This window comes from Xanthobacter sp. SG618 (assembly GCF_012932745.1).
In the GTDB taxonomy this organism is placed as follows: domain Bacteria; phylum Pseudomonadota; class Alphaproteobacteria; order Rhizobiales; family Xanthobacteraceae; genus Xanthobacter; species Xanthobacter flavus.
Map to the genome: position 1 here is coordinate 249,683 of NZ_JABBHL010000005.1, position 21,453 is coordinate 271,135.

General features: G+C 69.3%; 14 protein-coding genes. 13 read left to right on the forward strand and 1 reads right to left on the reverse strand.

The window, feature by feature from the left end:
* Window position 1 precedes the first annotated feature (1 nt).
* The 4 genes from FHT36_RS15670 to hemN all read left to right on the forward strand — a co-directional run bounded on the left by FHT36_RS15670 (window position 2) and on the right by hemN (window position 7,301).
* Window positions 2-1,084, forward strand: a complete 1,083-nt coding sequence (locus tag FHT36_RS15670; RefSeq protein WP_169123422.1) for an alginate O-acetyltransferase AlgX-related protein — start codon at window positions 2-4, stop codon at window positions 1,082-1,084.
* Window positions 1,081-2,097, forward strand: a complete 1,017-nt coding sequence (locus FHT36_RS15675) for an alginate O-acetyltransferase AlgX-related protein (protein ID WP_169123423.1) — start codon at window positions 1,081-1,083, stop codon at window positions 2,095-2,097. The genes FHT36_RS15670 and FHT36_RS15675 overlap by 4 nt, the downstream gene beginning before the upstream one ends.
* A gap of 188 nt (window positions 2,098-2,285) precedes the next feature.
* Complete coding sequence (locus FHT36_RS15680; RefSeq protein WP_169123424.1) at window positions 2,286-5,834, forward strand: bacteriophage N4 adsorption protein A; 3,549 nt, start codon at window positions 2,286-2,288, stop codon at window positions 5,832-5,834.
* Between the two features lie 75 nt (window positions 5,835-5,909).
* Window positions 5,910-7,301 carry an oxygen-independent coproporphyrinogen III oxidase gene (gene hemN, locus FHT36_RS15685; RefSeq protein WP_246702256.1) on the forward strand — a complete coding sequence of 464 codons (1,392 nt, stop codon included), beginning with the start codon at window positions 5,910-5,912 and terminating at the stop codon, window positions 7,299-7,301.
* Window positions 7,302-7,459: 158 nt separating this feature from the next.
* Here the strand turns inward: hemN and FHT36_RS15690 are convergent, their stop codons facing one another.
* A complete protein-coding gene (locus tag FHT36_RS15690) occupies window positions 7,460-8,215 on the reverse strand; it encodes a helix-turn-helix domain-containing protein (RefSeq protein ID WP_169123425.1) in 756 nt (251 codons plus the stop codon).
* Window positions 8,216-8,398: 183 nt separating this feature from the next.
* Here FHT36_RS15690 and FHT36_RS15695 point away from each other — a divergent pair, with 183 nt between their 5' ends.
* The 9 genes from FHT36_RS15695 (at window position 8,399) to FHT36_RS15735 (ending at window position 21,449) form a co-directional block, all read left to right on the forward strand.
* Complete coding sequence (locus tag FHT36_RS15695) at window positions 8,399-9,844, forward strand: sensor histidine kinase (protein ID WP_246702271.1); 1,446 nt, start codon at window positions 8,399-8,401, stop codon at window positions 9,842-9,844.
* On the forward strand, window positions 9,837-10,475 hold the full coding sequence (gene fixJ, locus FHT36_RS15700; protein ID WP_169123426.1) for a response regulator FixJ: 639 nt from the start codon (window positions 9,837-9,839) through the stop codon (window positions 10,473-10,475). The genes FHT36_RS15695 and fixJ overlap by 8 nt, the downstream gene beginning before the upstream one ends.
* A 140-nt stretch (window positions 10,476-10,615) precedes the next feature.
* Complete coding sequence (locus FHT36_RS15705) at window positions 10,616-11,005, forward strand: response regulator transcription factor (protein WP_169123427.1); 390 nt, start codon at window positions 10,616-10,618, stop codon at window positions 11,003-11,005.
* Window positions 11,006-11,102: 97 nt separating this feature from the next.
* Entirely contained in the window at window positions 11,103-13,811 is a 2,709-nt protein-coding gene (locus tag FHT36_RS15710) for a bifunctional acetate--CoA ligase family protein/GNAT family N-acetyltransferase (RefSeq protein WP_169123428.1), read from the forward strand.
* Between the two features lie 202 nt (window positions 13,812-14,013).
* Window positions 14,014-15,345 carry a bifunctional diguanylate cyclase/phosphodiesterase gene (locus tag FHT36_RS15715; RefSeq protein ID WP_169123429.1) on the forward strand — a complete coding sequence of 444 codons (1,332 nt, stop codon included), beginning with the start codon at window positions 14,014-14,016 and terminating at the stop codon, window positions 15,343-15,345.
* A 160-nt stretch (window positions 15,346-15,505) separates the two neighbouring features.
* A complete protein-coding gene (locus FHT36_RS15720) occupies window positions 15,506-17,692 on the forward strand; it encodes an adenylate/guanylate cyclase domain-containing protein (protein WP_169123430.1) in 2,187 nt (728 codons plus the stop codon).
* 62 nt (window positions 17,693-17,754) lie between these two features.
* Window positions 17,755-20,400, forward strand: coding sequence for an ABC transporter ATP-binding protein/permease (locus FHT36_RS15725; protein ID WP_169123431.1), 2,646 nt, complete (start codon window positions 17,755-17,757; stop codon window positions 20,398-20,400).
* A gap of 21 nt (window positions 20,401-20,421) precedes the next feature.
* Window positions 20,422-20,865, forward strand: coding sequence for a Crp/Fnr family transcriptional regulator (locus FHT36_RS15730; protein WP_169123432.1), 444 nt, complete (start codon window positions 20,422-20,424; stop codon window positions 20,863-20,865).
* Between the two features lie 137 nt (window positions 20,866-21,002).
* On the forward strand, window positions 21,003-21,449 hold the full coding sequence (locus FHT36_RS15735) for a hypothetical protein (protein WP_169123433.1): 447 nt from the start codon (window positions 21,003-21,005) through the stop codon (window positions 21,447-21,449).
* The last annotated feature ends 4 nt before the right edge of the window (window positions 21,450-21,453 follow it).

Below are 21,453 nucleotides of genomic sequence, written 5' to 3' on the forward strand. Positions count from 1 at the left end.
GATGCCGCATCTCGCCCGCACCCTCGCAACTTTCGCCTTTCTCGCGCTGATGCTGACCGGCCTCGGCTTCGTCGCCGTGCATCTCAGGGGTGAGGAGGCGCGCACCGCGCTCGCGGCGGCGGCAACCCGCGAGAATGTCCTCGACGGCCGCTTCACCGCGGTGCTCGACAAGCAGATCACGGCGGCGCTGCCCAAGCTGACGGGGCTGGAGGATGTGGTCTCCGGCCTCGCCTACAAGGTGCTGGGCGATGCCGGCGATCTCGTTCGCGCCGGCTGCCCCGGCTGGCTGTTCTACCGTGAGGAACTGATCGAGACGCCGCAGGGGCGGGCGAATTTCGAGACCCGGCTGAAGATCGCGGCGAAGATCCGCGACCAGTTCGCGGCGCGAAACCTCGCTCTGGTGGTGCTCCCCGTTCCGGACAAGGCGCTTCTGGCGGCGGATCATCTGTGCGGCACCTCTGTCTCCGGCGAAGCGCGCTGGCGGTCGGATGCGTGGTGGGCGCAGAGCCGTGCGCTCGGGCTCGATCAGGTGGAGATTGCCCCGGGATTCCCCGGCGCAGACGGTTTCCTGCGCACCGACACCCACTGGAACGTCGCCGGCGCCAAGCTTGCCGCCGGCCGGGTAGCGGAGGCGATGCGCAAGCGCATCGGTCCGGGCACGCAGAAGATCACCCTTGCGGAGAGCCCGCCCCAAACGCGCGTCGGCGACCTCATGCGGCTCGCCGGGCTGGAACGCACCTGGCGCTGGTCCGGTCCCCAGCCGGACCGGGAGCCGGAAGTGTCGGCCACCATCGCCCGCAGCGGCGGCCTTCTGGATGACGTACCGGGCCCCCAGGTGGTGCTCGCCGGCTCCTCCTTCTCGCGCAATTCCGGCTTCCTCGAATTTCTCCAGGCCGCCTCAGGTTATGAGGTGGCGCAGAAGAGCCGCGACGGCTCCGGCTTTGCCGGCCAGCTTCTCGAACTTCTGATGGACGAGCCGCAGATTCTGGCTGAAACCCGCCTCGTGGTGTGGGAATTCCCCATGCGGGCGCTCACGCGGCCGCTGACGGATGTCGAGCGCCGCTTTCTGGGAGATGCGAAATGACGACGTTTGCCGGCGCTGGACGCGCCTTCACCCGCCGCCGCTTCCTGGCGGGGAGCATGCTGGCGGGCGGCCTGATGGCGGCGGGCATTGTCGGTGCACCGCTGCCGGCCGCGGCACAGAACAGCGGCGTCATCACCGGCAAGGACGGCTGGCTGTTCCCGGGCTGGGAGAGCATCTCCGTTCTCAACCGGGCGGGCATCACCGCAAACGTCGCCCTTCTGCAGGAGACGAAGGCGGCCCTTGCGGCGCGCAACGTGACCCTGATGGTCATGGTCGTGCCCATGAAGGCGCCCTTCTACAAGGAGAAGCTTCCCGACGGGACGACGGTCTCCGCCGATGTCGCCGGCCAGTACGACTTCATCGTCGACCAGCTCCGGAAGGCCGGCATCGACACCGTGGACCTGCGCCCGGCCTTGAAGTCGGTCCAGACGGGCAAGCAGACCAGCTTCTACCGCGCCGACTACCACTGGACCGCCTGGGCCTCCGAGGCGGCGGCGGATGCGGTGGCGCAGGCCATCAAGGCCAAGGTCGGCAAGCTCGCCGGCAGCCCGCCCGGCGACAAGCTCGGCGAATGGGTCACGCAGCGCCATCTCGGCGATCTGGCCCAGCGTTTCCTCACGCCGGATCAGCAGAAGCTGATCGGGCCGGACCTCTATACTGTGCGCACGCCGGCGCCGGCCAAGACATCGCTGGTGGATTCGGCTCCCGCGCCGGTGCACATCATCGGCAACAGCTTTGTGCAGCCCTATCTCGGCTTCCCGCAGAAGCTCTCCAATGCCCTCGACCGGCCGGTCTCGCTCACCTGGAACCCGGGCAATGTCGGCCCGTGGGCGACCTTCCTGCAATATGTGAGCTCGCCCGACTTCGCGAAGAGCCCGCCCCAGGTGCTGCTCTGGCAGTTCAACGAGGGGCCGTTCCACAGCGGGCCGCAGGCGACCGACCAGTGGGACGTGCCCTCCATCATGCCGCCCCAGACCTGGCGCGACCGCATGCTGGCGACGGTGCGGCGATAGGATTTCCGTTAAGGTCTCCTGCCGAAGTGTTAACGGCGCGCGAGGAAAGCCCCCCTCGCGCGCCGTTTCTGTTTACGCTTTGGCAACGAACGGGCCGACAAAGTAAATGATCCGTTTACGGTGCGTGATTATTAACTCTACCCGTTAAGGTTAACTGCGATTTAAGTAATCGCTGCGATGGTAGCCACATGACCACCGCGATTCACTTCCGCACCTGCCCTGCGCCTGCCCTCGACCGGGATCGGAAGAGGCTGCTGCGCGACATCGCTCTCGGCCACCTGCTGGCGACATCGATCGCGGCGCTGACGCTCGCGGCGGGACCGGCATGGGCGCAGTCGCCCCAGCCATCGCAAGCGCCGCAGGCTCAGCAGGCACCGCAGTCTCCGCAGGCGACCCCGGCCCCGCAGCCGCCGGAACTGACCGGAGCGGCGTGGGTGGCGGCCGACCGCGCCTACGCCGCCCAGCGCGAGAAGAGATATGCGGATGCGGTGACCTACGCCCGCGAGGCGCTCAAGCTGCGCCCCGACGTGGCCCGGCTCTGGCTGCTGCTGATGGATGCGCTGGATGCCCAGGGCAAGACCGCCGAAGCAGTCGTCGCCGGCAACGCGGCCATCGCCGCCGGCATCACCGATCAGGCGCTCACGGCCCGGGTTCGCTCCCAGAGCCGCGTGCTGGCGCAGGAGCCCTCGGTCGCCGCCAACAAGGCGCTGGAGGCATCCAATCCGAAGGCCGCCATCGAGCAGGCCCGCAAGGCCGTCGCGCTGGTGCCCGACGATCTCAGCTATCGCGTGCTCCTCGTCTACACCCTGCTGGCCGACGGCCAGCTGGAGGCGGCCGACAAGGCGGCGAGCGAAGCCATCCAGGTGGATCCGCAGTCCTTCCTGCCGCGCACTCTGCGCGGCTATGTCCGCATGCGCCTCGGCAAGGTGGCGGAGGCGGAGCAGGATTTCGATACGGCGCTGAAGGACGAAGTGCTCACCGGGCCCACCGCCCACGATGCGCGCCTCGTTATGGCAGACGCCGCCATTGCCGCCGGCCACCCCCAGCGGGCGATCAAGCTTCTGGAACCGGTGGAGCCCGATGCGGCGGTGCAGGCGCGCCTGCGTGTCGCCCGCGCGCAGGAGCGCAATCCGAAAGTGGTCCCGGCCAACGCGGCCCAGACGTTGCCGGTGCCGTTCCAGAAGTGCATCGACACGCCCTATGGCCCGTCCTGCAGCCTCATCCCGGCCACCACGCCGCCGGGCGGGGGGGTCAGCGACACGCCCGGCTACGACGCCGCGCTCGAGGCCTTCGGCGCCTATCGCGAGGGTAATGACAACCTCTCCGAAGCCCGCATCCGGGAAGCGCTGAAGGAAAATCCCGGCAATGCCCAGTGGCGCCGGCTGCTGATCGATTCGCTTGATCGCTCCAAGAAGTACAAGGAGCTAGATGTCGCCATCCGCGACGCCATCAGCCAGGGCGACAACGACCCCTCCTTGATCGCCCTGCGCGCGGCCAACGACAAGCGCCTCGCCGAGCCGATGGCCGTGCAGGCCATCAAGGACATCGGCCGCGGCAAGGCGACCAATGCCGTCACCTCGGCCCGGCAGGCGGTGGACCGGGCGCCCGATGCGCTCATCTTCCGCATCGTCCTCATCGACGCGCTGATGGCCGCCGGCCAGTTCAAGGACGCCGAGACGGCGGCCTCGGGCGCCGTGGCGGACAATCCGAACGAGCCGCTGCCGCACATCCTGCGCGCCTGGCTGCTGCAGAAGACCGGCCAGCGCGCGGAGGCCGTGCAAGAGTTCGACACCGTCCTCAACAGCAACCTCCTGACCGATCTCGAGGAGCTGAACTACCGGCTGATCGCGGCCAATGCGGCCATGGCGGCCGGCCAGCCCGAGCAGGCGCTGAAGGCGCTGGAGCCGCTGGACGCGGGCAAGAACAAGGAGGTCGGCGTCCTGCGCAAGCAGGCGGAGACGCAGGTGAAGGCGCCGAACGCCGCCAAGCCGTCCCTCCAGCAGCCGGCGGTTCTGTGTCAGCCGACGAGCTATGGCGTCATCTGCTCGGTGTTCGCCAATCCGCAGATGCAGGCACCGGGCGTCGCCGGCCTCAATCCCGGCTCCCCCGGCTATGCCGCCGCCAGCGCCGCCTATGCCGCGTTCGGCCGCAAGGACTATGCGACCGCCATCGCCGAGGCGCGCCGCGCGGTGGATGCCGAGCCCGGCAACCGCAATTACCAGACGCTGCTCCTCAACGCTTTGTCATCGGCCGGCCGCTACAGCGAGGCCGAGGCGGTGGCCAACCGGCTGCTGGCGGCGAGCCCGCGCGATGCCACCCTGCTGGTGCAGCGGGCCAACCTGCGCATGCAGGCCAAGGACTTCTCCGGGGCCGTCGCCGACTACAAGGCGGCGCTCGGCTCGCCCAACCTGCCGCCGGCCCAGGTGCGCATCGTGCGCCTCGGCCTCGCCGATGCGGCCCTGTCCGCCAAGCAGCCGGAAGTCGCGATCTGGGCGCTCCAGCCCTACGCCAACGAGGACAGCTACGAGGTTCAGGCGCGGCTCGGCTTCGCCTCCCTCGCCCTCGACGACAAGGAAGGCGCCCTTGCCGCCTTCACCCGCGCTGCGGCCCGGGCGCGCACTTCGCAGGAGCGGATGGCGATGCTCTCCGCCCGCATCGGCGTGCTCTCCCAGCTCGGCCGCAAGGACGAGGCGCGGGCGCTGTTCCAGAACGCCTACAACAGCGGCGCCCTGCGCGGCATGAAGGCGGTGGACCTCGCGGTTCTGGCGAGCCAGGCGGGCGACGACGAACTCGCCTACGAGTATTTCTCAGAGGCGAACAGCCGCTGGCGGCTGCGCGGCACCAACCTCATCAATGCCGCCTACAATGCGCGGCGCACCTATCACAATGCGGAGGCGGTCGATTACTTCAAGTCGGCCATCGACGAGGCGCGCGAAGGCAAGCTTCAGCTCGACCCGCAATATCTCTTCGGCCTGAGGCGCGAGGTGGCCGAGCTGACGCGCACCTGGGGCGCCTATGCCTCGGTGAGCTACGGCCCGGTGGGCGTGGCGCCCGGGTCCTACCTCGTCCCGCAGACATCGAACGGCGCCAACCACACGGTGGGCACGGGCGGCGAAATCTACTGGCGCCCGCCCGGAATCGGTTATCGCGACGGCTCGATCTTCGAGCTGTTCGTGCGCGGGTTCGGCACAGTCTATGCGGACAATGGCGGGGCCACAGGCTTCGACACCATCCAGGGCTCCGTCGGCGCGCGCTGGAAGCCGTTCTCGACCGAGAACCTGGTGTTCGAAATCTCCTACCTCTTCCCCGTCGGCCAGTTCTCCCGCAACGATCTTATGCTGCGCGCCGCCTATTCCAAGGCGGAGGGTACGGATCTTCGGGTGGACGTGGACAATTGGCGGGCCTGGCAGATCTATGCCGACTACAATTACTTCGTGAGCCAGCCGCAGACGGTGGCCACCTTCGAAGGCCGCTACGGCCAGGCCTTCCGGATGGACGCCATCTCCGACCATCTGGTGCTGTGGCCCTACATCGCCATCGGCGGCGGCTACGACACCGCCTATGCGACGCCGTTCGCCATGGGCATCGGTCCGGGCATCACCGCCCGCTACTGGTTCAACGAGGACGAATACACCGCTCCGCGCTCCTACCTCGACTTCACGCTCCAGTATCGCTGGAAGCTTGCGGGCGACGACCGGGCCCAGGGCATCTTCGCCGGCGCCTTCCTCTCCTACTGAGCGGGGACGGCGGAACAAGCGCGTGAGGGAACAAGGGCTTGCGCCACATCAAGGCGCAGGCCGGAAGCCGGCGGCATGGTCGCTGGCATGACCTGCCCCGATACGAACACCCTTCTCGCCCGCTACGGGCAGCCGGTGCCGCGCTACACCAGCTACCCCACCGCGCCGCACTTCTCCCCCGAGGTCGATGCCGCGACCTACGCCCGCTGGCTCAAGGAGCTGCGGCCGGACGGAACGGTCTCGGTCTATATCCACGTTCCGTTCTGCGCCGAGCTTTGCCTCTATTGCGGCTGCCAGACCGCGGTGGCGCGCAGCCGCACCCCTGTGAAGGCCTATGCCGACCGGCTCGTGGACGAAATCGGCCTCGTCGCCCGCCACCTGCCGGGACGGATGAAGCTGAGCCATCTGCATTTCGGCGGCGGCACGCCCACCATGCTGGCGGATGAGGACTTCGCCGCGATCATGCTGGCCCTGCGCGATGTCTTCGCCTTCGCCGACGATGCCGAGATCGCCATCGAGATCGATCCGCGGGTGATGGATGCCGACAAGGTGGCGGTGCTGGCCCGCGAGGGCTTCAACCGCGCCAGCCTCGGCGTGCAGGATTTCGACCCGCAGGTGCAGGAGGCCATCGGCCGCCACCAGTCGCTGGAGGAGACGCAGGCGGTCGCCGACGCGCTGCGTGCGGCGGGCATCGACGCGCTGAACCTCGATCTCATGTACGGCCTGCCGCATCAGGATCAGGCCTCCGTGCGGCGGACGGTGGAAGCGGCGCTGGCGCTCGATCCCGACCGCATCGCCGTGTTCGGCTACGCCCATGTGCCGTGGATGAAGAAGCATCAGGCGCTCATCCCCGAGCACGCCTTGCCCGGCCCCGCCGAGCGGCTCGCCCAGGCGGAACTGGTGGCCGGTATCCTCGCGGGCCACGGTTATCGGGCGGTTGGGCTGGACCATTTCGCCAAGGCCGGCGACCCCATGGCCCAGCGCGCGGCGGACGGCTCGCTCAAGCGCAATTTCCAGGGCTACACCACAGACGACGCGCCGGTGCTCATCGGCTTCGGCGCCTCGGCCATCGGGGCGCTGCCCCAGGGCTATGTGCAGAATCTCGCCGCCACGCCCCAGTGGCACAAGGCGGTGGAGGCCGGCGCGCTCCCCATCGCCCGCGGCATCGCGGTGAGCGACGAGGACCGGCTGCGGCGCCATGTCATCGAGCGCCTCATGTGCGACCTCGCGGTCGATCTCGATGCCGCCTGCCAGAGCTTCGGCTTCCCGCCGGAGACGTTCGCGGACGAGATCGAAGCGCTGGAACCCCTGATGGCCGACGGGTTGGCGATGCGGCGCGGCGCAATAGTTGAAGTGCCGGAGGCGGCGCGCCCGTTTACCCGGGTGGTTTGCGCCGTATTCGACGCGCGCCTCGTGGCCAGCCGGGCGGCGGCGCCGGAAAAGAAGCGGCACGCGGCCGCCGTCTAGGCTGAGCTCCCCGGCCGGGACAGCTCGGCCGGGACACCAACGGCCAACACACCGGAACGCACGGGCACAAAAGAAAAGGCCCGCCGAGGCCAGGGGCCGGAGCGGGCCTAAGGGGGAACGCTGCTAATCGGAGAGAGCGCAGCGTGCCGGGGGAAGAGTCAGGAATTCAGGCGCTTCAGCGTCGCACCGTCACGCAGCACCACGCGGCGCGAGGACGGCAGGGCGATGGCGGAAATCTCTTCGAGATGGGTCAGGGTGCGCGACACGGTCTCGATGGTGAGGCCGAGGAAGTCCGCGATGTCCTGACGCGACATGGGCAGCGTCACCTCGACCCCGTTCGGACCCTGGCCCGCGCCAGCGCGCTCGGCCATGTCGAGGAGGAAGGTGGCGACCCGCTCCTGAGCGGTCTTGCGGCCGAGGACGAGGAGGTGATCCTGGGCGCGGCCAAGCTCGGCCGCGGTCAGCGCCCACAAGGCATGGGCGAGTTCCGCGTCGTCGGAGGCGCGGGAGAACAGGATCGAGCGCTTCACCCGCACGATCTTGCATTCGCTCACCGCCTCGGCGGAGAAGCGATGACGTCCGGTCATCTCCCAGCCGAACACGTCGCCGGGGAGGCAGAAGGTCTCGATCTGGCGCCGGCCGTCGCCGAGCAGCTTGCAGATGCGCACGGCACCGGACAGAACGATGTAGAGATTTTCGGCCGGCTGATCCTCGCCGAAGATTTCGGCGTTGCGGGCGTAGCTCGCAACCACTCCGAGGCGCGCGACCACTTCAGTGGGGGTTCGCGTGTCAGCCTCCTCGGTCCAGCGATGGGCGGGCCGTGCAGAAGACAGGGGCTCGGCGAAAGACTTGCTGTCGTAAGCCCGGGGCTGGGCGTAGGTCTTGTGGGCGATCGCTGCTGCGGGGCTCGGCATCGGTTGACCCTTCCATCGGAGTTGAGAAAGGGATAACCGGCGGAACGCACGGGAAAAATTCGGATCGAACACTTAAGTCGGTCCCCTTAGGTACTATTACGTAGCGGCGGGACGTCGCATAAAGTGACGGGCGGTATGGCATTGGCGGCGGCGGAGGGGCCTGTGGCGCACAGGAACAAGCAGATGCTCGGCGATGCCGCGCGCGGCGCTGCCGCGGCGCTCGTCGCCCTTCTGCTTTGCCGTCTCGCCGGGCTTCATCCGCTGAGCGGCGAAGCGCTGCTGCTGCAGCTCGCGGTCATCATCCTGGTATCCGGACGCGGCCTCGTGGCCGGCGGTGCGGCGGTGGCCGTGGCATTTGCCGGCGGCGTCGCGCTGCGCGGTCTTTCCAGCATCGATGCGCGGCTTGATCTGGCGGCGCCGGCCCTGTTCCTCGCGGTGGGGCTCGGCATCGCGGTGCTCGGCGAGCGCCTGCGCCGCACCCGCCTCGACGCGGCGGCGCGCGATCGCGATTTGCTGGCCCGCGAGGCGCACCTCTCTTCCATTCTCGACACCGTGCCGGATGCCATGGTGGTGATCGACGAGCGCGGTCTCATGCGCTCCTTCTCCACCGCGGCGGAACGCCTGTTCGGCTACACCGCGGCCGAGGCGGTGGGGCAGAATGTCTCGGTGCTCATGCCCTCGCCCCATCGCGAGGGGCATGACGGCTACATCGCGCGCTATCTTGCCACAGGCGAGCGGCGGATCATCGGCATCGGCCGCGTGGTGGTGGGCGAGCGCAAGGACGGCAGCACCTTTCCCATGGAGCTGGCGGTGGGCGAGATGCGCTCCACCTCGGAGCGGTTCTTCACCGGATTCATCCGCGACCTCACCGAACGGCAGCAGACCGAAGCGCGCCTTCAGGAACTGCAGGCCGAGCTGGTCCACATCTCCCGCCTCACCGCCATGGGCGAGATGGCCTCGACGCTGGCCCACGAACTCAATCAGCCACTGTCCGCAATCGCCAACTACATCAAGGGCTCGCGCCGTCTTCTCGACAGCGGCGCGGTGCGGGTGGAGCTGTTGCAGGGGGCGCTGGAAAAGGCGGGCGAGCAGGCCCTGCGCGCCGGCCAGATCATCCGCCGCCTCAGGGATTTCGTCTCCCGCGGCGAGAGCGAGCGGCGGGTGGAGAGCCTCGCCAAGCTGGTGGAGGAGGCGAGCGCCCTTGCTTTGGTCGGGGCGAAGGAGCACGGCATCCAGGTGCGCTTCCTCTATGATCCCAAATGCGACCTCGTTCTGGCCGACAAGGTTCAGGTCCAGCAGGTCCTGCTGAACTTGATGCGCAACGCCCTGGAGGCAATGATGGAGACACCGCGTCGCCAGCTTCTGGTCCGGACGGAGGCGGTAGAGGACGACATGGTGATGATCAGCGTCTCGGATACCGGGCACGGCATCTCAGCGGAGATGGGCGCGCAGCTGTTCACGCCGTTCGTGACCACCAAGCGGCACGGCATGGGCGTGGGGCTTTCCATCTCGCGCACCATCATCGAGGCACATGGGGGCCGCATCTGGGCCGAGCCCAACCCCGGCGGCGGCGCCGTATTCCGTTTCACCCTCCGCGCCGTGGGCGATGCGGAGGCGGTGCATGATTGAGCAGGAGACAGCGGTGATCCACGTCATCGACGACGACGATGCGGTGCGCGAATCCCTCGCCTTCCTGCTCTCGACCGCCGGCCACGTGGTGCACGAGCACGCATCCGCCCGCCTGTTCGTGGAGGCGGGGCTGCCCGCCGCCGACCCGGCCACGAGCTGCATCATCACCGACGTGCGCATGCCGGGCATGACTGGCATCGATCTGCTCCAGCATCTGAAGGACAAGGGCTCCAGCGTCCCGGTCATCGTCATGACCGGCCACGGCGACGTGCCGCTGGCGGTGGAGGCCATGAAGCTCGGCGCCGCCGATTTCCTGGAGAAGCCGTTCGACGACGTGGCGATCCTCGACACCGTGAAGTCCGCGCTCGACCGCCGCCAGAAGACCAGCCAGCACGATGCCATGCGCGAGCAGGTGGTGGACCGCATCGGCGGCCTGTCCCAGCGCGAGCGGCAGGTGCTGGAGTGTCTGGTGGCCGGACAGGCCAACAAAACCATCGCCTACGAACTCGGCATCAGCCCCCGAACGGTGGAGGTCTACCGGGCCAACGTGATGACCAAGATGAAGGCGCAGAGCCTGTCGGAACTGGTGCGCATGGCGCTGCTCGCCGGCATCGCGCCGCGTCCGACCTGACCAAGGTACCGTCCCCGCGGTATCTCCCACTGCTCCTTGGCGCGCTTGATCTAACGCAAGGCCCCGGAGCCCCCTCCCAAAGTAGGTTATGACGCACCGACCACGCGGACCCGCGAACGGGTCGTGGGAGAACCGTTGGGATGATGGCGTTGGAAGAGCCGCCCGCGTTCGTCGTCCATATCGTCGACGATGACCCGGCGGTCTGCAGTTCACTGAAATTCGCCCTGGAGGTGGACGGCTTCAACGTGCAGACCTATGCGCGCTCTGAAGATGTGCTCGCGGCCGACCTCTCCTGCGGAGGTTGCATGATTGTGGACTACAATCTGCCGGGGATCAACGGCCTCGACCTGCTGCGGGAACTCGACCGGCGCCACGTCCATCTCCCGGCCTTCCTCATCACCAGCAACCCGGCCCTGCATGTGCGTCGGCGCGCTACCGACCAGGGCGTCGCGATCATCGAGAAGCCGCTCCTCGGCAACCAGCTGGCCGAGGCGGTGCGCGACAGCTTCGTGCGCTCCCGCCCCTGCTGAGACGAATTCGCCTTCCCCACCTGCCCCGTTTTCCCTAGCGTTACCGACGGACCGCCGCGCCGAACCTTTGGCCGGGGTCCGAAGCATCGAGGCCGCCATGACCACGCGCAATCTCGACGCCCTCTTCCATCCCCGTGCCATTGCCCTGGTGGGCGCCAGCAACCGCACCGGCACGGTCGGCGCGCTCGCCGCGCGCAACCTGTTCGAGGCGGGGTTCGAGGGGCCCATCCTCTCCGTCAACCCGAAGGAGCGGGCCATCCGCTCCTCACTCAACTACGCTTCGGTGGCGGACCTGCCGATCCCGGTGGACCTCGCCGTCGTCGCCGCGCCGCCCGACGAGGTGCCGCGCGTGATCTCGCAACTCGGCGAGAAGGGCTGCCGCGCCGCCGTGGTGCTTCCGGCCGGTTATGGCCCGGGCGAGCAGTTCGAGGGCGCGGAGCAGCGGCAGGCTCTGCTGGATGCGGCGCGCCCGCACCTCCTGCGCATCATCGGCCCCAACGGCCTCGGCTTCATCTCCACCCGCGCCCACGTCAATGCCAGCATCGCCCATCTGATGCCGGCCAAGGGCGACGTGGCCTTCGTCAGCCAGTCCGACACCATGACCGCGGCGGTGCTCGACTGGGCCCACGCCCGCGGCTTCGGCTTTTCCCACGTGGCGGCACTGGGCGAGAAGGCCGACGTGGATTTCGGCGACCTGCTGGACTATCTCGCCCTCGACAACACCACCCGCGCCATCCTGCTCTATGTCGAGAGCATCGCCGACGCCCGCAAGTTCATGTCGGCCGGGCGGATCGCGGCCCGCGCCAAGCCGGTCATCGTCATCAAGGCGGGGCGCAGCGTGGCGGGCGCGCAGGCCGCCTTGTCCCACACCGGCGTCCTCGCCGGCAGCGACCTCGTGTTCGACGCCGCGCTGCGGCGCGCCGGCATGCTGCGCGTCCACGAGATGCGTGAACTGTTCGAGGCGGTGACGACGCTCTCCGCCGGCATCCGCCTCGCCGGCGAGCGTCTCGCCATCCTCACCAATGGCGGCGGCGCAGGCGTGGTGGCGGTGGATGCGCTGGAAGGCAGCGCCGGCCGGCTCGGCACCCTCCTTCCGGCGACGGTGGAAGCCCTCGACAAGGCCCTGCCCCGCACCTGGTCGCGCTCCAATCCCGTGGATATCCAGGCGGATGCGGACGGCGCACGCTACGGCGCCGCCTTGAAGGCGCTTCTCGCCGACAAGGGCTCTGACGCCGTGCTGGTGCTGCACGCGCCCAACGCCCTCTCCGACAGCAGCGCCGCCGCCGACGGGGTGATGGCGGTGCTGGAGACGCGCCCGCGCGCGCCCGTGCTCACCTGCTGGCTGGGCGAGAGCGCCGCCGCCAGTGCCCGCCGCCGTTTCGCCGGCCGCCGCATTCCCACCTACGACACGCCGGACGAGGCGGTCCGCGCCTTCGGCCATCTGGTGGCCTACCAGCGCAACCAGACGCTCCTGATGGAGACCCCGCCCGCGCGCTCCTTCGACGAGCCCGACCGCCCCGCCGCCCGGCGGCTGGTGGAGGGGGTTCTCGCCGCCGGCCGCTCCGCTTTGACCGAGGTGGAAGCGAAGGCGGTGCTCGCCGCCTATGACATCCCGGTGGTGGACACCCGCATCGCCACCAGCCCAGAGGAGGCCGGGCGCCTCGCGCAGGACATCGGCTTCCCGGTGGTGGTGAAGGTGCTGTCCCACGATCTCACCCACAAGTCGGACGTGGGCGGCGTGCGGCTGGATTTGCGCACCTCCGCGGCCGTCGAGGACGCCTGCCGGGCCATCATCGCCTCGGTCGCGGAGAAGCGCCCCGGCGCCCGCGTCGAGGGCTTCACGGTGCAGGCGATGATCCGCCGCCCCAATGCCCAGGAGCTGATCGCCGGCATCGGCTATGACAAGACCTTCGGCCCGGTGGTGCTGTTCGGACAGGGCGGCACGGCGGTGGAGGTCATCGGCGACCGGGCGGTGGCGCTGCCGCCGCTCAACGGGGTGCTGGCCCGCGAAATGATCGAGCGCACGCGGGTGGCGAAGCTGCTCGCCGGCTATCGCGACCATCCGCCCGCCGACATGAATGCGGTGGCCGGCACGCTGGTGAAGGTAGCGGAGTTGCTCGCCGACCTGCCTCAGATCGCCGAGCTGGACATCAACCCGCTGCTCGCCGACGAGCACGGCGTCCTTGCCCTCGACGCCCGCATCGTGGTGCATCCGACGCGGGTGGAAGGCACCGACCGCTTCGCCATCAAGCCCTTCCCGTCCGACCTGTCGAAGACGCTGGAGCTGACCGATGGCTCGACCGTGGCGCTGCGCCCGATCCGGCCGGAGGACGAGCCCGGCCTGGTGGATGTGGTGCACCGCTCCGATCCGCAGGACGTGCGGATGCGCTTCCTCGGCTCGGTGAAGGACTTCCCGCACCTGATGGCGGCTCGCCTGTCGCAGATCGACTACGACCGCGAGATGGCCTTCGTGGCGCAGGAGGACAATGGCGACATTTGTGGCGTGGTGCGCATCATCGCGGACCCCGATAATGACGCCGCCGAATACGCGATCATGGTTCGGTCGGATTTCAAGGGCAAAGGCCTCGGCTTCCAACTGATGAGCGAAATTCTCGCCCATGCCAGGAAGCGGGGACTGCGGCAGGTATTCGGAGACGTCATGCGCGAGAACGGCCCCATGCTGCGCCTCGCCGAGGATCTCGGCTTCAAGGCAACGCCGGGCAGCGACGATCCCTCGGTGATGCGGGTCGTGCTCAACCTTGACGTGCCATCGGTCGCAGGTGTTCAAATACCAGAGGAAGCTTGACGACTGTGAACCTTACGGCGATATCCCTATTGCCACCGCTCGGGGGAGGCCCCACGATGCCGGCGGTTTCCGAGCTCGGACAACCGGCGACACAGAGCGCTGGAGGGGTTCGGGGGAGGAAAAGATGCGCCGGAGGCCGCCCGGCCACCCTCGTGGTGGCAGGGAACGGGAACGCCGTCGCCATGAGCGGCAAGAGTGAATCGTGAGCGATGCCAATGAAGTAGCGCGAGGCCCCTGGCAATCGGAATATCTTGCGCTGCATGATCCCGTAACCAGCCTGCCGAACCGCCTACTGATGATGGAGTTCCTCGCCGGCGCGCTCAGCTCGCCGCAGGAAGGCCGGCGCACGCTTGCGGTGTTTGCGCTCGACATCGATAATTTCCGCCAGCTCAACGAGATGTACGGGCTCGCCTCCGGCGACCTGATCCTCGCCGAGACCGCGCGCCGGTTGCGCCGCTGTGTGCGCGACAACGATCTCGTCGCCCGCGTCGGCGCCGATGAGTTCATTCTGGTCGCCACCGGCCTCGCCGATTCGAAGGCCGTGGACGGGCTCCACCGCCGGTTGCAGGCGGCACTGAGCGTGCCGGTGGCGCTGCCTTCCGGCGCCGTCGCCTATCCGCAGGCCGACATGGGCATCGCGCTCGCGCCTCTGGATGCCCACGAGCCCGACAGCCTGATTCATTGCGCCGAACTCGCCCTCAACCGCGCGAAAGAGGAGGGGCCGGGCGCCTGCTGCTATTTCGCGGCCGACATGAACGACGAGATGGCCGGGCGCCGGACGCTGGAAGGCGACCTGAGGCGTGCCATCGTATCCGATGAATTCGTGCTGCTGTTCCAGCCGCGCTGCGACGCGCGCACGCTGGAACTGCTCGGCGTCGAGGCGCTGATCCGCTGGGACCACCCCCAGCTCGGCCGCCTCGCCCCCGACGAGTTCGTGCCCATCGCCGAGAAGAGCGGGCTGGTGATCCCGCTCGGCGAATGGGTGCTGCGCAAGGCCTGCGACACCATCTCCCGCCTGCCCGAGCTGAACGTCTCGGTGAACGTCTCCGTGGTCCAGTTCCGCAACGGCGAACTCGTGGGCACGGTGGAATCCGCGCTCCGGGCCACCAGCCTGCCGGCCCACCGGCTGGAGCTGGAGATCACCGAGAGCGTGCTGATCGAGAACACCGACAAGGCCCTCGACATCCTCGAAGGGCTGAAGAAGCTCGGCGTCCGGCTGTCCATGGACGATTTCGGCACCGGCTATTCCTCGCTCGGCTATCTGCGCACCTTCCCGTTCGACGCGCTCAAGATCGACCGCCGCTTCGTCGGCGACCTCGACCAGAGCAAGGGGGCACTCGCCATCGTCCAGGCCATCCTCGGCCTCGGCCGGGCGCTCGGGATGCAGGTGGTGGCGGAAGGCGTGGAGACGGAAAGCCAGCTCGCCGTCCTCAAGGCCGATTCCTGCGACGAGGTGCAGGGCTTCTATCTCGGCCGGCCCATGACGGAAGAGGCGCTGCGCGCCTATATCGCCGAGCGGCGGCTGGCGAGCTGAGCGTCTTTCCCCTGTCAGGCTGCGTACGGACGGCGCGCTGAGCCGCCGCCCGGCGCAGGCCTCCTGCAAGCCAGCCTCTCAGGACGCGGGCGGCCCCCGCCTTTCACCCCGCCCCCGCCCGCGCTAGGCTCCCGTCGTCGCAACGGAAATCGCCTGCCGCATGTGGTCCCGCCTCTATTGGCTCGCCGTCGGCGGCCCCCTTGCTGCCGGCCTTCTGGTGATGGGGGCCGATCCCGCGCCCTTGCAGGACCTGCGCAACGGCCTGTTCGACCTCTACCAGCGCGCCGCCCCTCGCCCCTACGACCCTGATCTGCCGGTGCGGGTGGTGGACGTGGACGACGTCTCCCTCGCCCGCGTGGGCCAGTGGCCCTGGCCGCGCACCACCATCGCCGCGCTGACGCAGAAGCTCGCCGGCCTCGGCGCGGCGGCCATCGCCTTCGACATGGTGTTTTCCGAGCCGGACCGGCTCGATCCTGCCGCCGTGGTGAAGCTGTTGCCCGCCGAGGCCCGCGCCCCGGCCGAAGCCGCCCTCGCCGGCCGCGACAGCTCCGACCATCAACTCGCCGCGGCGCTGGCCGCCAGCCCCTCGGTCCTCGGCGCCATCCTCACCCACGGCAGAGGCGGTGCCTATGCTGAGAAATGGGGCATGGCCAGCGCGGGCGACGATCCGCGCGCGTTCGTGCCGCGCTTCTCCGGCGCGGTCGCGCCCTTGCCGGAGCTGGCCGCCGCGGCCCGCGGCATCGGCGCGCTGAACTGGCTGCCCGACCGTGATCAGGTGGTGCGGCGGGTCCCCATCCTCCTCGGCCTCGACGGAAAGCTGGTGCCGAGCCTGTCGGCGGAAGCGCTGCGCGTGGCGCAGGGCGCGTCCACCTATGTGGTGCGCGCCTCCAATGCCAGCGGCGACCAGGCCTTCGGCACCAAATCCGGCATCACGGCGGTGAAGATCGGCGCCCTCGATGTGGCGACCGATGCCGCGGGCGAGGTGCGGGTGCGCTTCACCGCCACTGATCCCCGACGCTTCCTCTCGGCCGCCGACGTGCTGGACGGCAAGGTTCCGCCCGCCGAGGTGGAGGGGCGCATCATCCTCGTCGGCTCCAGCGCGCCGGGGCTGATGGACACCCGCGCGACGCCCCTCGATGCGGCGGTGCCCGGCGTGGAGATCCAGGCGCAGCTCATCGAGCACATCATCGCCGGCGCCCGCCTCGTGCGGCCGGACTGGGCGCGCGGGGCCGAGATCGTGCTTACCGGCCTGCTTGGGCTCCTGCTGGCGCTGGCATTGCCCCGCGTTTCCGCGCCCATTGCCGGGGTGCTTGGCCTCGCCGTCGTGGCGGCGCTTGGCGCAGGCGCCTGGCTGGCCTTCACCCGCTTCGACCTGCTGCTCGACCCCATGGGGCCGGGGGCTGCGGTGCTCGGCATCTACGGCATGGGCGTGCTCGCCCTCTATCGCGACGAGCAGCGACAGAAGAAATGGGTGCGCTCGGTGTTCGGCCGTTTCGTCTCGCCCAAGGTCGTGGAGCGGCTCGCGGAAAACCCGGAACGCCTCGTGCTGGGCGGCGAGACGCGCGAGATCACCATCCTGTTCTGCGACCTGCGCGACTTCACCTCCTTGTCCGAGACCATGGACGCGCAGGCCCTCACCCGCTTCATGAACGCCTATCTCACGCCCATGACGGAGGTGGTGCTCGCCCATGGCGGCACCATCGACAAATATATCGGCGACGCCATCATGGCCTTCTGGAATGCGCCGGTGGACGACGCCGCCCACGCCCGCAACGCCGCGCTCTGCGCTCTCGCCATGTCCGCCCGGCTGGAAGCGCTGAACGAGGAGTGGCGCCGCGCGGCGGAAGCGCAGGGGCGGCCATGGCACCCCGTGCGCTGCGGCGTCGGGCTCGCCACCGGGCCGTGCTGCGTGGGCAATCTCGGCTCGGCGCAGCGTCTCGAATATTCCTGCCTTGGCGACGACGTGAACCTCGCCTCCCGCATCGAGGGTGCCACCAAGTCCATGCGGGTGGACATTCTGGTCTCGGAGGCGACGCACGAGGCGGCGGGCGACCTCGCCTTCCTCGAAGCCGACCTCCTCATGCTCAAGGGCAAATCCAAGGCGAGCCAGCTCTATCTCCTTGCCGGCGGCCCGGATTTCTCGCGGTCTGAGGCCTTCTCCCGACTGGAAGAGCGGCACGGCGCGCTGATGGCAGCGTACGGTGCCGGAAGCTTCGGAGAGGCGGCGGCCCTCGCCGAGGCGCTGGCGGCGAGCGCGCCGGCGCGACTAGCTCGCTTCTACGGCCTCTATGCCGAGAGGTGCCGGGGTGCGGCGAACCCCACGGACACCCACGCCGCCTCCGCCTGAAGAGCCCGGCCCACCGGCCTTGCCCCTTGCCAACACGCTATGGGGCCTGCAGAAAAGTCGTGATGAGCGGCGCGGATTCCCCCAAGGGTGGAACGATCCCGGCGACGCGGGAGACGCTCCCGCGCGACGTGCTCACCTATCTCTGGCGCGCCGAGCCGCTGTCCCATATCAAGCTGTTCGCCCTCGTCCTCCTGCTGCTGCCGTTCAACTATGCGTCGCTGGAACTGCCGCGGCTCATCGTCAACGGCGTCACCGACTCCATCGGCGGGACGGTGCCCAAGCTGTTCGACTTCGACCTCACCTGGCCGGACTTCCTCGGCGGTGGGGTGATCCTCGATCTCACCGGCTTCGAGGTCTCGGCCTTCGGGCTGCTCGCCGGGCTCGCGGCGCTGCTGTTCGCGCTGCAGCTCATCCAGCAGCACATCACCCGCCTGATCGAGATGGCGAAGGCCCGGCTCGGCGAGCGCATCCTCGTCGGGCTGCGCCGCCAGCTGTTCGACATCATCCAGCGCCTGCGCCCCGAGGCGCCGATGAAGAGCAAGGCGATGGAAGTGGGCAACATGCTGCGGTTCGAGGTGGGGCCGATCTCCCCCTTCGCCGGCATGGCCTTCGCCCAGCCCCTGAAGTCCGCCGGCCTCATCGGCTCGGCGACTTTGCTCATCTTCACCCAGAACGCGACCCTGGGCGGCTGCGCCATCGGCATCCTCGCCCTCAACTACGTGCTGCTCGGCATCCAGCGGCGCGACAACGCCACCAAGCTGCAAATCTACCAGCGCGAGGCGGTGGCGCTGGGCAAGAGGGTGATGGCGGGCATCGACCGGCTGCCGCTGGTCCATGGCTTCGCCACCAGCCCCTGGGAACGCGCGGCGGTGGACGGACGGCTGGCCGTGGTGTCCGAGGCGAGCCTCGACCTCAAGCGGCAGAACTTCACCGACCGGGTGCTGAACCTCCTGATGTCGGACGTGCCGACGCTGGTGTTCTATTTCGTCGGCGGCTGGCTGGCGCTGACCGGGGCCATCAATATCGGCCAGCTGGTGGCCGTGGTCGCGGCCTATGGCCAGATCCCCGAACCGCTGAAAGAGCTGATCGAGTGGGACGAAAAGCGCGTCGTCGCCCAGGTGCGCTACGACTTCGCCCGCTACTATCTCGAAACGCAGGAAGTCTGGCCCAAGGGCTCGCAGGACGACACGGGCTGGGAGGGGCTCCCCTTCGACGGCGGGTTGAAGATCGCCGACCTCGGCGTGGTGGACCCGGCCGGCAGCCTGCTCCTCGATGGGGTGAGTCTTGAGGTGCCGGCCGGCACCGCGGTGGCGCTCAAGGGGCCGGACGCCGGCGGCAAGCATGCGGTGGCGCGGGTCTGCGGCCGCGCCATTTCGCTCTACAGCGGATCGGTGCGCATCGGTGGGCACGACCTTTCGAGCGTGCCCGAATCCGTCATCGGCCGACACGTCGCCTATGCCGGCGGCGATCCCATCGTGCTCAACGCGTCCCTGCGCGACAACATGCTGTGTGCGCTGGAGCGCCGCCCCGGCCGGCCCGCCCCCGGCGCCACCGAGCCCGAGCCCGCCGGCCTCGACGATGCAGCCCAGCTCGACCGGGCGATCCTCGGCGCCTTGGGCCTTGCCGGGCTCGGCGATCTCGTGGTGCGGCTCGGCCTCGAACGCCGTCTCGATCCCGAGGCCAGCCCGGCGCTGGCGGAGCGCATCGTGACCGCCCGCGCCGCCGTCACCGATGCCATCTCCCGCCGCCAGCAGGAAACGGGGCGGGTGCTGATCGAGCCGTTCCGCTTCGCCGCCTTCAACCGCTTCATGACGCTGGCGGAGAACATCCTGTTCGCGGCGCCGCTGAACGACACACGCGGTGCCGCCTCGCTCCTCTCCGACCCCGGCCTGATGCCCGAGCTGGAACGGCTCGGCGTCGCCGACGATCTCACCGCCCTCGGCCTCAGCGCCCTGCGCACCCTCGCCGAGCTCGCCGGAGGGCAGGACGCCATCGCGGACATCGACACCAAGGGCCTGCTGCGCGCGGAGGAGATGACCGCCGCGCGCACCCTCCTCGCCCATGCCGGCACCGGCGTCGGGTTGGCAGCGGACGAGCGGGCCCTGCTGCTGCGCGTCGCCGGACGCTACTGCGAGCCGCGCCACCGCTTCGGCCTCATCGATGAGGACTGGCAGCAGCGAGCGCTCGGCACCCGCGCGCAGCTCGCCCACCTGAAGGAGGTGTCCGGCATACCCCTCGCCCGCTACCAGCCGGACAGCTACTGCCGGGCGCTGACCATGCGCGACAACCTGCTGTTCGGCCGCATCGCCGCCGACCGCGCTGGCGCCGCCGCCACGGTGGACGATCTGGTGCGCGAATGCCTGAAACAGGACGGCTTCATCGCCCAGGTGGAGCGCCTGAGCCTCGACGTGGCGCTGGGCGAGGGCGGCCTGCCCCTCTCGGCCGCCGAGCGGGGAAAGCTGACCCTCGCCCGATGCCTCGTGGCGGAGCCCGATCTGCTCATCATCGACGACGCTCTGGCCCCGCTGGCGCCGTCCGAGCAGAGCCGGCTGATCGAGACGGTGCTCGCCCGCCGCGAAGGGCGTACGACGCTGGTGGTGCTCGATTCCGCCGAGCCGCTCGAACTGTTCGCACAGGTCATCGTGCTCGCCCACGGGCAGGTGGAGCGCATCGAGGGGGCGGCGGAGCTGTCCGCCAACGGGACATGAGGGGACGATAAGGATCAGGTCATGAGCATTGAAGACGAGGCCCGCGTCCTCTCCCGCATCCCCATGTTCCGCGATCTGGAGCCGAGCCAGCTCAGGCTGCTCGCCTTCTCCGCGACGCGGCTCGACGTGGCGCCGGGGGACGTGCTGTTCCATCAGGGCGAGGCGCCCGACGCCGCCTATGTCATCCTCGACGGCACCGCCGTCATCGAGGTGACGGCCGGCGGCACCACCCATGAGATTACCCGCCTCACCAAGGATACCGTGGTGGGCGAGATGGGCGTGCTCACCGGCGAGGCGCGCAGCGCCACGGTGCGTGCCGGCGCGCCCATGAGCGTGCTGCGCATGGACTCGGACCTGTTCCTCGCGCTGCTGGACAAAACACCCTCCCTCGCCCGCTCCGTGCTGCGCGACCTCGCGCTGCGCCTTCAGGAGACGACGCGGGCGCTGGTGAAGGCGCGGGGCTGACCGCGCCCCGGCGGCGTCTCGCAAACCCCTGAGCCGGATCAATTTTTGACCGTCCCGCCGACGCTCTCATCCCTTGCGTACCGCAAGGTAAGACGCCACCATGGAACACCCAATCAGAAGGTCCATGGGGGGTACACATGAGAATGGTGAAAGCCGTGGTGGGTCTCGCGCTGGCCCTCAGCCTCGCCGCCTGCTTCGAGGGCAAGCCGGGCCCGGCCGGCCCCGCTGGAGCTGCGGGCGCGCAGGGGCCCGCCGGCGTTGCCGGTCCAGCCGGCCCGGCCGGGGCGCCTGGTCCGGCTGGCCCCGCAGGTCCGGCCGGTCCGCAGGGCGCGCAAGGTCCGATCGGCCCGACCGGTGCCGCCGGTGCCGCGGGCTCGGCCAACATCACGCTCCGCGCTTCGGCATGTCCCGAGGCCGGCTGCCTCGCCTCCTGCGAGACCGGCGAGAGCGTCATCGGCGGCTATTGCGTGAACGTGGACCGCGGCATGCAGCACATCGCCGTCTTCTCGGCCCGCGGCGACAAGACCGAGGTGGAATGCCTTCATCCGGTGAAGCAGGTGGTGGCGGTCTGCCTCAAGCCGTGAGAGC

Coding starts and splice junctions, on each gene's coding strand:
- FHT36_RS15720 (WP_169123430.1), top strand. CDS start 15,506: ATGTGGTCCCGCCTCTATTGGCTCGCCGTCGGCGGCCCCCTTGCTGCC.
- fixJ (WP_169123426.1), top strand. CDS start 9,837: ATGATTGAGCAGGAGACAGCGGTGATCCACGTCATCGACGACGACGAT.
- FHT36_RS15735 (WP_169123433.1), top strand. CDS start 21,003: ATGAGAATGGTGAAAGCCGTGGTGGGTCTCGCGCTGGCCCTCAGCCTC.
- FHT36_RS15695 (WP_246702271.1), top strand. CDS start 8,399: ATGCTCGGCGATGCCGCGCGCGGCGCTGCCGCGGCGCTCGTCGCCCTT.
- FHT36_RS15690 (WP_169123425.1), bottom strand. CDS start 8,215: ATGCCGAGCCCCGCAGCAGCGATCGCCCACAAGACCTACGCCCAGCCC.
- FHT36_RS15710 (WP_169123428.1), top strand. CDS start 11,103: ATGACCACGCGCAATCTCGACGCCCTCTTCCATCCCCGTGCCATTGCC.
- FHT36_RS15670 (WP_169123422.1), top strand. CDS start 2: ATGCCGCATCTCGCCCGCACCCTCGCAACTTTCGCCTTTCTCGCGCTG.
- FHT36_RS15730 (WP_169123432.1), top strand. CDS start 20,422: ATGAGCATTGAAGACGAGGCCCGCGTCCTCTCCCGCATCCCCATGTTC.
- hemN (WP_246702256.1), top strand. CDS start 5,910: ATGGTCGCTGGCATGACCTGCCCCGATACGAACACCCTTCTCGCCCGC.
- FHT36_RS15705 (WP_169123427.1), top strand. CDS start 10,616: ATGATGGCGTTGGAAGAGCCGCCCGCGTTCGTCGTCCATATCGTCGAC.
- FHT36_RS15725 (WP_169123431.1), top strand. CDS start 17,755: ATGAGCGGCGCGGATTCCCCCAAGGGTGGAACGATCCCGGCGACGCGG.
- FHT36_RS15675 (WP_169123423.1), top strand. CDS start 1,081: ATGACGACGTTTGCCGGCGCTGGACGCGCCTTCACCCGCCGCCGCTTC.
- FHT36_RS15680 (WP_169123424.1), top strand. CDS start 2,286: ATGACCACCGCGATTCACTTCCGCACCTGCCCTGCGCCTGCCCTCGAC.